Here is a 13,825-nt window from a genome sequence, read left to right on the forward strand (position 1 = left end):
TATGATCTACCGCTTTTCGTTAAAACAGTTTTTCGGTCGAGTTTTAACGCTCATTGGTTGCCTTGTGGTTGTTGGTTTGCTGTTTGACCAACTGCTGTTAGTGCTATTGTGCGGTGCAGTCATTACCCTGATTTGGAATTACCAACATCTGCTTAAACTAATTAATTGGCTATGGCAGAAAAATCTGATTTCTCCCCCTGAGTCGCACGGCGTCTGGGGCCATATTTACGATGGCATCTACCGACGAACTCAAAAATACCGCCGAAAACAACGTGAATTAAATGCCCGGATCCGCAAATTTCGCGATGGTGCAGAAGCGCTACCCGATGCCGCTATCGTATTGGATTTAGATTATTGTATCCGCTGGTGCAATAAAAAAGCCACGTCTTTGCTCGGCATTCGCTGGCCTTTGGATAATGGCCAACGCATTACCAATTTAGTACGTTCGCCAGAGCTGGCAAATTATGTCGGCAAACAAGATTTTTCCTCACCTTGCTCGCTTGAATCCCCCGACAATGAAGATCAACAATTAGAGCTACGGTTTATGCCATATGGCGAAAAACAGCTGTTGTTGCTTGCCCGTGATGTCAGCCAATTACACCGGGTTGAGAAAATGCGTCGTGATTTCATTGCCAACGTATCCCATGAGTTAAAAACTCCGTTGACTGTGGTGCGCGGGTATGTCGAGATGATCCAGGAAGATAACGATTTTTCTGATCACTGGTCGCGCTCATTTGACACCATTGAACAGCAGGTCACGCGCATGGACCGACTGGTTCAACAACTGCTTATACTCTCTCGGGTGGAGGTCTCCGGTGATAGTGAAATTCGAACTATGGTGAATATTCCTCATCTGATCAGTGCCTTAGTTGAAGATGCCTCGGTGCTAAATAAGAATAAACAGCATCGAATGTCCTTTGATATTGATGAAACCCTTGGCGTGATGGGGAATGAGTCGGAATTAAAAAGTGCGTTTGCAAATTTACTGGTGAATGCAATCAACTACACCAGTGACGGCGGCGAAATCCAAGTCAGCTGGCAGCGAATTGGCGATCATTGTGTGTATCAGGTTTGCGACACCGGCGATGGTATTCGACCCGAAGACATTGACCGCTTAACCGAGCGCTTTTATCGAGTCGATAAATCTCGCTCCAGAAATACAGGCGGAACCGGTTTAGGTCTGGCGATTGTCAAACATGTCGCCCAGCATCATAACGCGCAATTGCATATTGAAAGCATTTTGCATAAGGGCTCAACTTTTCGAATCGAATTCCCTGCCGAGGACAGCTTTATTCTTGGCGAAAACTATCCTCACCAGCAATCGACTTTTTAAATCTCAGCGTCGGCTGTAGCGCATTAATTACCGCGATGTTTACCGTTTAATTACCAACGTCTCATTTTCCTGAACAGAGCTTATATTCAAAGGGATTTACGATACGTCGTATTTCGTAGTATTAGTTGAATTCAATCAGGAAATATGTAAACGTGATAAAACTTAATGTTTTCAATTGGATATCATTATGGTTGCGGGATGTTTGAAAATGGTAGTTTGTGTTGCGGTGTGCACTGTGATTCTTGGTTGCGATGCCAAGGTATCGGTTAACGAATATAGCCACGTGATTGATTCTAAAAATTATCATTCGCAATTAAATCGCTCAAAAGCTAAAAACGTAAAAACGGCAACGTCGTTATGTACACCAGGAAATGAGGTATTACCGATACGCATCAAGGTGGACAAATACAATAACTTATACGCCTATGGCTCGCAAATTAGTGAGTAATACTTCAAACAACGCATTAACGCCTTACCTCCGGGGTGTAATAACGCCCGTATTACATTTCTTTATGAGAGTGAACAATCGCTCGAATATATGAATAAAATCAGTTTGATATTACGGCATTCCGGCACATTTAAAATCTATGATCCGATATTGATCAAACTTCCCAGCCCCAGACTTGATTAATTTGCCAATACCTGTCGCCAGACAATGGTGTGCAAAAGCGTTAATATCGCAATAAAATGACACCTTGGCAAAAGGCAACAATGACCCTGGCTTACCCTGCAGGTAAAAATATCCAACCCAAAATCAGATTGATCACGGTGATAATTAATGACGCGACAAGGGTGGTACCCAAGTCCTCAATTTCAAAGTCATCGAGGATTTGATCGGTTATCCAGAGCAAAAACGCATTTAAGACAAAGACGAATAAGCCAAAGGTGATGATAATCAATGGCATGGAAATAATCACCAGTAACCAGTACAGCAGAATATCGGCAATGCTATATACAATGGCGACAACCACGGCAGTCCAGAAGCTTTTTAGATGAATGCCAGACATCATTTTGGAAACTAAAAAAATAGATATACTCAGCAGTAAGATATTGGTTATGATGCCCATCTCAAATCCTTCTCAATAACGATCCCCGGTATTTCCATGTGAGGGGACAGGAATACGTCCATGTGGTTTAAAAATTTATATATTTTTGCATTTACGCGTCCGTTTACCATAAACGAAGACGAGCTTGAAAGCCAACTTCAGGAAAATCAGTTTACCCCCTGTGGTAAAACCGAAATGTCTCATTTTGGCTGGAGTAATGCACTTGGTAAACACGGTCAGCGCTTGTTGCACCATGCGAACGGCTGTTATTTATTGTCAGCTCGCAAAGAAGAAAAAATTCTGCCGGCTTCGGTTGTGAAAGAAGCGCTTGATGAGAAAGTGGATCAAATTGAACAAGAGCATTCCCGTAAAGCAACCAAGAAAGAAAAAGAGCAGTTTAAAGAAGATATTACCTTTGAACTATTGCCGCGGGCATTTTCGCGCATCAGTGATACGCAAGGTTACATTTGTCCCGATAAAAATATCATTGTAATTAATACTTCTTCACGCGGCAAAGCCGAAGATTTTCTGGCATTGTTGCGAAAATCACTGGGGACGTTACCAGTGACTTCTTTTGCGCCTGAAACCGGGGCCGAAACAATCATGACCAGCTGGTTGTTAGAGCAAACTTTACCAGAACAATTCCTGATTGGCTTTGAAGGGGAATTAAAAGCTCTGGGTGAAGATGCGGCGGTACTTCGTTGTAAGAATCAGGATTTATTGTCCGATGAAATTCTTGCCCATTTAAATACCGACAAACAAGTGGTGAAAATCGCCTTTGATTGGGACCAAACGCTATCTTGTGTGCTGGCCGAAGATTTAAGTGTAAAACGAGTGAAGTTTTTTGATGTGATCCATGAACAAAATGCAGACATTCAAAGTGATGATATTCTCGTTAAAATCGATGCCGACTTTACCTTGATGACCGGCGAGCTTAATCGTTTTATTGATGATTTGCTGGCCCAGTTTGGTTTGAAAACGGATAGTTATCTCGAAGAGTAGAGCCAACACAAGAAACAAAAATTATTCTTGTGAGAGCTCTATATTGAAAAAGGTACGTATCTCACAAGCGATACTCCAAGCACATGAATTGGAGATTCATTTCGGGTACGCGATAAACCTTATCGCTTCGGGTTAAAGCGGCTGTCAACCTGAAGGGCGCTGTTTGCCCATACCCGGAACAAAATCTTGATTTTGTGTACTCGAAGCCAATGCCTTTTATTGGCGTACTCACAACCTTATGTACTAACAATGTTAATGTGCTTTTCGTGCTGATATACTACTGTTCTGATTGGTAAATTCATGCATTTTTGTTGATTCAAATGGCGCAGTTAATCCATATTTTACTCCCCTCATTTTTGCGACGCGTAATGCGCGCTTATGAAGCCAAAGCGATCATCCGTGATAGTGGCGCAGATCTTAGCCGTATTGGCCGCTCGCGCAACTGGCGGCTTTCCGCGAATCGTGAACAATTAACGGCCTTGATTCATGAATTAGAGCAAACCGACGAGCCAAGCTGGCGCTGGGTGCTGACCAAACTCAAAGAAAGTCGTGGTCAGTTGACGCAAAAAGAGTTGGTGAACCTGGTATCGAGAAACCCTGGGATCAGTGTCAAAGAGCTGGTGAGCCTGGCGAGCTGTACGATTGGAGAAGCCCGAGCGGCAATTGATATTTATGAATGGCAGGACGATTAAACCGGATAAGTTGTTACCGACTAGGTAGTAACCGCCTTTGCTTTTTTCGGGCATATTCAGGGGCGTATTCAGGGTTTAGGTAAAGCAGGTTTACGAGATTCGTCGGGCTAAAAAAACGGCACTCGGCCAATCAAACAACGGTTGAATCGTCGCTCAGGCCAAGTGATCTAAATCACCGCTAGCAAATCATCATTCCAAACGGTGAGATCCCCTGCGAGATCTCTGGTGAAAGATACGCGGATAACAATTTAAGGCGTGGTTACTGGTCTAAATCGATTAATGCAGGTTAGCTGACAAACCTTAGCCGCATCCTGAACTCTTTGGCTACAGCCATTTTGCTCTGCTTGTTCATTCAAACCGCAAGCTTCGTAACCCGAATAGGCATTTTTGGCACAGGAATAGACACATTGACTGTATTCATCGCTAACGTTATTTTGCCAAAATTCCGGCGCGAGAAAGAATCGCGCTTCTGGGGTTAAAAATATGCTTGGCTCCTGACCTTCTAAACCCGCAGTCATGGTTGCGATAAGTTTCGTGTGGGTATCTCTGGCCAGTGTATTATTGATTTGCTGAGCTTGTTCGAGTTGTTGAACGCGATTTTGTAACGCTTCAATTTCGTCGGAATTGCTACTGCAACCGTTCAATAGAGTGAGGGATGATGCGATCACAACAAGGCTGACTAAATAAGACTTCATAACAAAACTCCTAATAAATCCAAGTACTTTGAGGATAGTAGAGGCTCAGACATAACGCGAGTGTCTAAAGGTACCCATGATATGGCCTTAACCATGTAAAACTTCATTGATGCGGCCAACACACTTATCAGACCGCGCTACCAAATTTTTACTCGTTTATCTGACTCTAGGTATAATTGGTCTTGTTCGGTAATGTCAAAAGCCGGATAAAATTCATCCATATTGCGCACTGCACCGTTCACCCGATATCGCAGCGGCAGGTAGTCTTCCTGTTGTTGTATTTGTTTTTGTCGCTCGGGACTGTAAAGAACACGCCAGCGCTGGGCATAACCGATAAAAAACCTTTGCATGCCGGTATAACCATCAACGGTGGGACTGGTGCGACCGGATAACGCGTATTGGTATGCGTTTAATGCGACAGCAAGGCTATTGATATCAGAGAGGCTTTGATTCAACGTCTGCTGACCGTTCACCATCGGAAATTGTGGCTCGGTTGCAACGGTTTGCTGTTGTGGGTTTTGTTGGGTTTTATCGCTCTCGGGGGATAATGATGAATCACCACTGGCGCCATCCGGTTGCATTGAGGCAAGATCTGTATTCGTCTGTTCATTTAAATTTGCAGATGGGAATTCGTCGTTAGCCGATGGAAATTCGTCGTTTGTCTCAGATGACGCTTCATTTACCGAGGGAAACTCATCGTTTTCGGAGGTCAAAAATAACTGCTCTTGCACCTGGCTTTCGGTTTCTTCGCTTTGTTCGAATCCTTCAGTTTCATTAACTTCAGGGGCATTGCCTCCATCTGTTACGTCTGAATTGTCTAGTTCCGCTGGTTCAAGTTCCGGTTCAAGTTCCGGTTCAAGTTCTGGATTTTCGGCACGCAATTTTGCGGCTGCCAAGGCTTCTTCTGCAGCCTTGGCTTGAGCTTTGGCAAGCAATGCCTGAGCGTGCAACTGGGTTTCATGTTCGGGGTTCAGAGCCAATAAATCGTATTGTTGAGCAACTTGTTTGCTGAGTTTTTGGTATTCGCGTTGATCTTCATCTAACCACCAGGGACGATAAATTCCCCGTGGGTCAAAGCTTTTGCCGGCGCCATCAATGCTGGCGATTAATTGGTCGGCGATAACGGTTCCAATTGCACCATAATTAACGGCTTGTTCGGCGTTGAAATCGTACAGGGGAGGTTGTAATGCGCCTGCAGGTATCACCAATTCGTTGCGTTCTGGAAGATAGGATATGCGCACCGATTGAGGGAGTTGTTGCCATCGCTTTGGATCTACCTTCTGGTTTAACAGGATCAACTGTTGATGATAATTAAACACCGCGGCACGCTTGCGATTGCCAAAATAGTCATCGAATCGAATGGTTAGATTGGCATAATCCTGCCAAACTTGTGGACCACCGAGTTTGACGGTAAGGCCTTCGAGTTTTTCCAGAGCAATATCCTGAGTGTCGCCGTCAAGCCAGTCAACATCATCGACCTGATTGGATAGCGCTCGTATTTGATTGTTGGTGATTTGTTGGAGGCTTCTCGATGTTTGGACGGTCAGTTGTTCTTTTAAATAGGTTTTACCAACAATATCACCGAGCACATTATTAACGACATCAACGGCGCGCAGTTTCGGTCTTTTCATCGCTCTTTTTTGGTTCAGCTTTCTGCCATAAAAGGCAAAATGCTGGCTGGCAAAACTGCGACTTAAATTATTCGCGTTTGCGTGTATGGCGTGCCAGGTCAGGTATAATTTCCAATCGTCAAGTTCGCTGGTGACCAGCATTTCATTCAGACCACGCAAATAATCGATTTGGGGGACGACCAGGCCATCGATATCTCTGAGCCCGGCATCCGTCATAAACTCTTTCCAGTCAAAATAAGGCATGATTTGCGGCAGGTTGTGATAGAGGAATTTATTGTAGAGACGATCGCCATTGCGGTTATCCGGCTTGTCTTCATGGTGGCTCGCAAGTTCCATTTCCAAGGTGATGACTTTACGTGCCGCAAGCTCTGCATCGGCGATCCCGGCAAGCTCAAACATACTTTGCACATGTGCCCGGTACTCACGCCGCAAATCGCGATACTTTTGCTCATCGCTCAAATAGTATTGTTTATTGGGTAGACCGAGCCCTGCTTGCCAGGTGGATATCATGTAGCTAGAGGTATCCTCCAGATCAATATCTACCCGTAAATTAAATGGTGGGTTGTAACCAACCTTGTTGGCGAAAGCGAGGTATTTTGCAAAGTCAGCGCGGCTATTAATCTCATTGATTCTTTTTAGTGTCGGCTTTAGTGGGGAAAAACCTTTGCGATCGCGACGTTTAAAGTCCAGATAGGACTGATAGAGATCTCCGACTTTCTGTTCATCGGTGCCATTTCCGTAGCGTGTGCGTGCCGCTCGCTCAATAATTTGTAAGACGGCATCGTTGGCTCTTTCTTGCAGTTCATCATAGACATCATACTGATGTTGGTCCGCCGGTAATAAACCATAGTCTTGCCAATGACCGTTTACATATCGGTGAAAATCCTTGCCCGGGGTTTCTTCTGGTAACATATTTTCCAGAGGGATCCCAGAACGGTAGGTGGCTGGCGTAGATTGCCGTGTACCAACCGAACAAGAAAGAAGGGTAATCAGTAAAAATGTTATGACCAGGCTTCGAACCATGGAGGTTTCCGTTTTAGTGCGCAGCAATCTTCCAGATCACTAACCATTGTTATTGCTTAATTAATTAAATATAGACAAGAATTTCAAAAGGGGGGAGTTGAGCGACCGATGTTGGCATCTGAATCGTGAACACGGCTGTGGGAAATGGTCGTGGATTGTTCATATTTGCAGCTGCCAAAGGGGATGGTATGGCTTGCTACGGTACGGAAAAGAACTTTGAGATGGCCGACCAAGCGAAGTTTTATCCTCTACTTGGTCAGCATTTTATGATGAATCCGTTTTAAGCGCTGATTCGCTTATATTTGATTCTGTGCGGTTCCACTGCCTGTGGCCCCAGCGTTTTTTTCAGCCATTCTTCGTATTCCGTAAAGTTCCCTTCAAAGAAATTCACCTGGCCTTCATCACGATAATCAATAATATGCGTTGCGATGCGGTCTAAAAACCAGCGGTCATGGGAAATCACCATGGCACAACCCGGGAATTCCAGCAGCGCTTCTTCTAAAGCTCGTAAGGTTTCTACATCCAAATCATTGGTTGGTTCATCGAGCAATAATACGTTACCGCCGGTTTTCACCAGTTTGGCAAGATGAACTCGGTTGCGTTCACCGCCGGATAAATCACCAATAAACTTTTGTTGATCGTTGCCTTTAAAGTTGAAACGGCTAACATACGCGCGACTTGGCGTTTCATAGCCACCGATAGAAATAATGTCGTTACCTTCCGAAATTTCCTGATACACCGTATTAGTGTCAACCATATCATCACGGAACTGATCTACGCTGGCCAGCTTTACGGTTTCACCGAGGCTGACGCTACCTGAATCCGGAGTTTCAGTGCCACTGAGCATTTTAAATAAGGTGGACTTACCCGCACCGTTGGGACCGATAATGCCAACGATTGCTCCTTTGGGAATGGAAAAGCTCAAATCGTCAATCAATACGCGATCATTAAACGACTTAGTCAGGTTTTCCACATCCAGTACTTTGTCCCCGAGACGAGGCCCAGGAGGGATGTAGAGCTCGTTGGTTTCATTACGCTTTTGATTTTCCTGGCTCGACAATTCTTCAAAACGCGCCATACGCGCTTTACTTTTTGATTGACGCGCTTTGGGATTCGAACGTACCCACTCAAGCTCTTGCTTGATGGTTCTTTGTAGGGCATTTTCGCTGCGTTTTTCCTGCTCCAGACGGGCATCTTTTTGTTCAAGCCAGCTCGAATAGTTGCCTTCCCATGGAATACCATGACCGCGGTCCAGTTCCAAAATCCAACCGGCAACGTTATCCAAGAAGTAACGGTCATGGGTAATAGCAACCACGGTGCCATTGTAATCGTGAAGAAACCGCTCCAGCCAGGCAACGGATTCTGCATCCAAATGGTTGGTTGGCTCATCGAGCAATAACATGTCCGGCTTTTCTAATAACAATCGGCATAGCGCAACACGGCGCCTTTCACCACCAGACAATACTTTGATTTTTTGATCCCATTCCGGTAATCGCAACGCATCCGCGGCACGCTCCAAAACATTGTCAATGTTATGGCCATCCTGAGCGTCGATTATCGCTTCCAATTCACCTTGCTCTTTGGCAAGTGCGTCAAAGTCAGCGCCTTCTTCGGCATATTCTACATAGACCTGATCCAGACGTGCCAGGGCATTTTTTACTTCGCTAACCGCTTGTTCGACGATTTCACGTACCGATGCTTCTTCATCCAGTTCAGGCTCCTGCGGCAGGTAGCCTATTTTGGTGCCAGTAAGCGCCTTTGCTTCGCCCTCAAATTCTGTGTCGACGCCGGCCATAATGCGCAGTAACGTTGATTTACCCGCGCCGTTTAAGCCTAAAACACCAATTTTTGCGCCAGGAAAAAACGACAGAGAGATATCTTTTAAAATGGTTCTTTTTACGGGCACCACTTTAGAGACGCGGTGCATGGAGTAAATAAACTTATCGGGCAAAGCCATGGAGAAAACCTTCATTATTGAGGATTGAATGTATAACCTGATATTTTATCTCAACAATTGCATGATTAACAATTTAATCGATTTGAATTCAACGGTTTTTTATGACTTTCAGATTATTTTAAAAATTGTCGATTTTTGGGCTTCTTTTGTATCAATGTATTCGTGAAAGTGGTATAAAAAACGAACAAGTACAATGTGCAGTTTCACGGCGCTAACAGTTGCGCAAAAGTGAATCTCGCCAACCAAACAGCCTAATTTTATAAAAATAATAACGATAGCTTATATGACGCTCAGTTTACGACTTTTCTTATGTGCTTTTTTAGTATTGGTTTTGCCTCAGGTAATCGCGTTTGAGGAGCAACAACCATCAAACCCGCAATCTTCACAACAATCCTCCCTCGCACAACAACTTGCCCGGATCGCCGCTGAAAAAAACGTTCAGCAAGGGTTGGAAAAGTATCAATCGTTATTAAATCAGGGCGATTTGAGCGATGCCGAACGGCTTGAGGTGATGCGCAGTAAAGCATTGTATACATTCCAGAGTGATGAACTACAGCAGGCCATTGTCATCTATGGCCAGGCGAAAATTATCGCCGAGGCGCTCAATGATCAACGCCAGCTCGCTGAAATAGAGAAAATGTTAGGCGTCATGCGTTATTTTCGAGGCGACAATCAGCAGGCTCTGAGTCATTACAAGCAATCCTTACTCTACTATGTGACTCAAGGGGAAGCATTACAGCAAGCCCATTTATTAAACAATATTGCCTTGGCAAATGCGGCGATGGGAAATTATGAAGTCGCGCTTAACGCCTACGAGCAGGCAGAACCTTTATATTCATTATATGGCAGTACAGGCGATCAAATTGATGTGCGTTTTAATATTGCCGGATTGTATGTCCACCTGTTTCGCTATGATGTGGCGATTGAATCATTTCTTGAGGTAAAAAAATACCGGGAGCAAACTCAGGATTTGGATGGGCTGGCGTTAGTGCACAGTGATTTGGGTATCGCCTATAAATATGCTGGCAATTTTGAACTGGCCGAGAAATTTCAATTGCTCGCATTTCACTATTACCAAGAGCAACAATTGGGTTACCACCTCGCCACTCAGGGGGTAAACCTTGCGGGTTTGTACAATCAATTCGAGCAATTCGATAAAACCCGTTTCTATGCGGAACTTGCAGTAGAGTACGGGACAAAACATGAACATTACGGGGCGCTGGCGGCCAGCTACTATGAGCTGGCGGTCGCCGATTATGTTTCTTCTGCGCATGATAAAGCCTGTGTAAACCTCGATAAGGCAAAGGCTCTCGCCATTAAAGTCGCCGATCAGGACTTATTGGATGATATCTCTCAACTTCGCGCTTTGACCCATGCTGCAACGGGTAAATATATTTTGGCTCTACAAGAGCAAAGCGCATTTACCCAGGAAATCGACCAGCGTTCGAATCAGGAGATGAATGAGAAGTTGGCGGAATTTGAAACCCAGCAATTAAAGCAGCGGATCTCCCACCTCGAAGCACAGGAAAAGCTTTCTCAACTGGAATTTGATAAAGCCAATCAGGCCCGCAATTTCATTGTTTTTATTTTAATTTTTATCACGGTTATCCTCCTCCTGTTGATGCAGAAAAAACGCTCCAAACAAGCGAAGTTAGAATTAGAAAGTATGGTGAATTCACGCACCGAGGAGTTGTTGGAAACGACACGTAAGTTAGAAGATGCGAATCGCATTAAAAATCAATTTCTGGCGAACGTTACCCATGAGATCCGAACCCCCTTGTCTGTGGTGATTGGCAATACCGAGGCCTTGTTAAATAACGAAGTGCAGGCGCAAGAGCAATACCGATGCTATCAGCACTTGCATTCGAATAGTCTGTATTTATTAGAGATTGTTAATGACATCCTTGATTTAAGCAAAATTGAAGCAAATCAAATCCAATTGTCGCCAAAACCGATAGAACTGGGCACTTTATTTGGTGAATTAAATGCGATGTTCGAGGAACAGGCACGAAATAAAGGTTTAGTGTTTCAGGTAAACCTGAATCTGCCTGAGAAAAAAATCATCAATATTGATGCGATGCGATTTAACCAGATACTTATTAATTTGTGTTCCAACGCCGTTAAATTTACCAGTCACGGCAATGTGACCGTTGATGTCTCTTTGCTTGACAATCAATTAATTATTAAGGTTTCGGATACCGGTATTGGTATGGATAGCGTTCAGGTTGAGCAAGTGTTTGGGTGTTTTGTTCAAGGCGATAATAGCATTTCGCGTCGTTTTGGCGGCAGCGGTCTGGGACTGTATCTTGTGTCAAATTTGTGCAAATTAATGGGTGCCACCATTGATGTGAGCAGTAAGCCAGGCCAAGGCAGTATCTTTAGCGTCGCAATCCCAGTTTCCAGCACCAAGCATGACGATCCGTCACAAGCGATGACCGCCAGTATTCATACTCAAACGGCTTACCAATTTTCTGGTCGGGTTTTGGTTGCGGAAGATCATCCTGAAAACCGCGCATTGATACGGCTTTATTTGCAACGACTTGGTCTGACGGTTGAAACCGTTGCGGATGGCCAGCAAGCACTGCATTGGCTGCAAGAGCACGAGGTTGATGTGGTACTGATGGATATTCAAATGCCAAATTTGGACGGGTTTAGCGCGTTGACGCGATTGATAAAATCCGGGTTCGATAAACCGGTTTTCGCGTTTACCGCCAATGCGATGGCCCACGAAATAGAACATTACCTGAATGTTGGATTTACCGGTTATATTGAAAAACCCCTAAACCGAGAAAATATTGTCGAAACTCTAAAACAACATTTACCATTCGAAGCTGAGCACGTTGCTCCGACCGTTCCTAAAGAAACCGTGAATCAAGATGATCAGGTTGAGATTTTAGCCACCAGCTTTATCGTTAGTGCGAAAGGGGATTTGAGCGCAATATGTCGTGCCGATGAAGCTCAAGACTGGCTTTATATGAGCGAACTTTGTCACAAACTCAGTGGCGCGGCACAAATGTTCAACTTTTCAAAGCTGGCAGACATCAGTCGACAGTTGGAATTGTGTTTACTCAATCGACGGTTTGATCAAAAGCGCGCTTTGTTGCTTGCGTTGAAAATGGAAGTGGTGAAATTGAATGAAACGTCGTCCGCTGAATCGTAAATAACGCGACGAGTTAGACTGTTTACGAAAACTTAAGTCCGTGCAATTCACTGGCGATTATTAATCGATTTCAACCGTATAACAGGAGCGGATCAATGACAGCTGACATGTATGCCGCTCTGGTTTTATTTTGTTTTGTCTCTTCGATAACCCCAGGTCCGAATAACCTGATGTTGATGTCTTCAGGGGCGACCTTTGGTTTTCGTCGAACCATTCCGCATATGCTAGGCGTTGGCATCGGCTTTGTGGTGATGGTCATTTTGGTTGGCGTTGGCTTGATGCAACTGTTTGATCTATTTCCTATTAGCTACCAGATCCTAAAATTTGTCAGTGTCTTGTATCTGTTGTATCTCGCTTTTAAAATCGCTCATTCATCGGACCCGGTTGAAGGGAGTAAAAACCAAAGTGATGATAGCAAAAAGCCCAAACCGATAACCTTCCTGCAAGCTTGTGCATTTCAATGGGTAAACCCGAAAGCCTGGACGATGGCATTAACCGCAATCAGTGTTTACGCACCGTCTCAGCAATTTAGCGCGGTATTGCTAGTGGCGTTAATTTTTGGGGCGATCAACTTACCTTGTGTGAGTTCATGGACCATACTCGGTCAGGAGTTACAGCGAGTATTGACCAATCAGCGTCGCTTACAACGGTTCAATTGGACCATGGCGGCATTGCTTGTGTTGTCTTTATACCCGGTGATTGTTAGCTAACCGTTTTTGCCAAAGCACACCGGGTGGTTACCCGTGATCGAATAGGTTCTCAGCTTTGCCTTTTCCCCTTCGCCTGTGTACACATCAACGTGCTTTTGTTTTATGGCACTGCCAACATCGGTGGCAATAAATATGGTGCGTTTTAAGTAGGGCTGAACATTGGGGATAAACACCGTACTTTGTTTGGGGATTAGGGATGTATCTACCGCGACTTCACCAACGTTTAATGTTTTGCCCATCGAATTTAACGGGGCAGGGCTTTTATGCCAGTTTCCGGAAAAGTAGCCTAAATACCAGCCAAAGCGGGTCTTGCCCCAACCCTCAATCCTAACGGCATTGACGAAAGTAACTTTAAATTTGTGGGATTCACCCGTCTTGAGCGTTACCTGTTTATATGGAGATACGCCATAATCCTTTTCTATTGGTGTGTAATAACCGGTAATTCGCCAGTTATCCTCGCATTGAAAGAGCGGATCTTGGTAAGTTATTTGCTCAGGTGCGGTTTGGCAGCCGCTGAGCAACAGCATGAAAGCGCTGAAAATGCAGCCGATTTGTTTTATTGGTGACATGTCTTTT

12 protein-coding genes are annotated in these 13,825 nt (G+C 44.5%); 7 read left to right on the forward strand and 5 right to left on the reverse strand.

The features are described from left to right. The first annotated feature begins 1 nt into the window (after window position 1). Together phoR and FE810_RS09495 are read left to right on the forward strand one after the other, a co-directional pair. The gene (gene phoR, locus FE810_RS09490) at window positions 2-1,333 is read left to right on the forward strand and encodes a phosphate regulon sensor histidine kinase PhoR (protein WP_138319815.1); all 1,332 of its coding nucleotides are present in this window, start codon (window positions 2-4) and stop codon (window positions 1,331-1,333) included. Between the two features lie 208 nt (window positions 1,334-1,541). Next, a complete protein-coding gene (locus FE810_RS09495; RefSeq protein ID WP_138319816.1) occupies window positions 1,542-1,781 on the forward strand; it encodes a hypothetical protein in 240 nt (79 codons plus the stop codon). A gap of 274 nt (window positions 1,782-2,055) precedes the next feature. Here FE810_RS09495 and FE810_RS09500 read toward each other — a convergent pair whose 3' ends face one another. Beyond that, the gene (locus tag FE810_RS09500; RefSeq protein WP_171022322.1) at window positions 2,056-2,400 is read right to left on the reverse strand and encodes a phage holin family protein; all 345 of its coding nucleotides are present in this window, start codon (window positions 2,398-2,400) and stop codon (window positions 2,056-2,058) included. A 60-nt stretch (window positions 2,401-2,460) separates the two neighbouring features. Here FE810_RS09500 and rdgC point away from each other — a divergent pair, with 60 nt between their 5' ends. Then, window positions 2,461-3,381 (forward strand): recombination-associated protein RdgC, encoded by a 921-nt coding sequence (gene rdgC / locus FE810_RS09505; RefSeq protein ID WP_138319817.1) that lies wholly within the window; start codon window positions 2,461-2,463, stop codon window positions 3,379-3,381. Between the two features lie 320 nt (window positions 3,382-3,701). Further along, window positions 3,702-4,073: a ribosome recycling factor family protein gene (locus FE810_RS09510; protein WP_138319818.1), complete on the forward strand. Its 372-nt coding sequence runs from the start codon at window positions 3,702-3,704 to the stop codon at window positions 4,071-4,073. 248 nt (window positions 4,074-4,321) lie between these two features. On the opposite strand, the gene FE810_RS09515 is transcribed toward FE810_RS09510, so the two are convergent. Further along, window positions 4,322-4,768 carry a hypothetical protein gene (locus tag FE810_RS09515; RefSeq protein WP_138319819.1) on the reverse strand — a complete coding sequence of 149 codons (447 nt, stop codon included), beginning with the start codon at window positions 4,766-4,768 and terminating at the stop codon, window positions 4,322-4,324. A gap of 137 nt (window positions 4,769-4,905) precedes the next feature. Beyond that, a complete protein-coding gene (locus FE810_RS09520) occupies window positions 4,906-7,422 on the reverse strand; it encodes a M13 family metallopeptidase (RefSeq protein WP_138319820.1) in 2,517 nt (838 codons plus the stop codon). Between the two features lie 125 nt (window positions 7,423-7,547). Here FE810_RS09520 and FE810_RS17080 point away from each other — a divergent pair, with 125 nt between their 5' ends. Further along, window positions 7,548-7,706, forward strand: a complete 159-nt coding sequence (locus tag FE810_RS17080) for a hypothetical protein (protein WP_171022323.1) — start codon at window positions 7,548-7,550, stop codon at window positions 7,704-7,706. Here FE810_RS17080 and ettA read toward each other — a convergent pair. Next, complete coding sequence (gene ettA / locus FE810_RS09525) at window positions 7,703-9,379, reverse strand: energy-dependent translational throttle protein EttA (RefSeq protein ID WP_138319821.1); 1,677 nt, start codon at window positions 9,377-9,379, stop codon at window positions 7,703-7,705. The two genes, FE810_RS17080 and ettA, sit on opposite strands and share 4 nt — an antisense overlap. Window positions 9,380-9,710: 331 nt before the next feature. Here ettA and FE810_RS09530 point away from each other — a divergent pair, with 331 nt between their 5' ends. Together FE810_RS09530 and FE810_RS09535 are read left to right on the forward strand one after the other, a co-directional pair. Further along, complete coding sequence (locus FE810_RS09530) at window positions 9,711-12,539, forward strand: response regulator (protein WP_171022324.1); 2,829 nt, start codon at window positions 9,711-9,713, stop codon at window positions 12,537-12,539. A gap of 95 nt (window positions 12,540-12,634) precedes the next feature. Next, on the forward strand, window positions 12,635-13,249 hold the full coding sequence (locus FE810_RS09535; RefSeq protein WP_138319823.1) for a LysE family translocator: 615 nt from the start codon (window positions 12,635-12,637) through the stop codon (window positions 13,247-13,249). Here the strand turns inward: FE810_RS09535 and FE810_RS09540 are convergent. Continuing rightward, window positions 13,246-13,818, reverse strand: a complete 573-nt coding sequence (locus tag FE810_RS09540) for a 3D domain-containing protein (protein WP_138319824.1) — start codon at window positions 13,816-13,818, stop codon at window positions 13,246-13,248. The two genes, FE810_RS09535 and FE810_RS09540, sit on opposite strands and share 4 nt — an antisense overlap. Between the last annotated feature and the right edge of the window lie 7 nt (window positions 13,819-13,825).

Origin of the sequence: Thalassotalea litorea (assembly GCF_005843925.1) — a bacterium.
In the GTDB taxonomy this organism is placed as follows: Bacteria; Pseudomonadota; Gammaproteobacteria; order Enterobacterales; family Alteromonadaceae; genus Thalassotalea_A; species Thalassotalea_A litorea_A.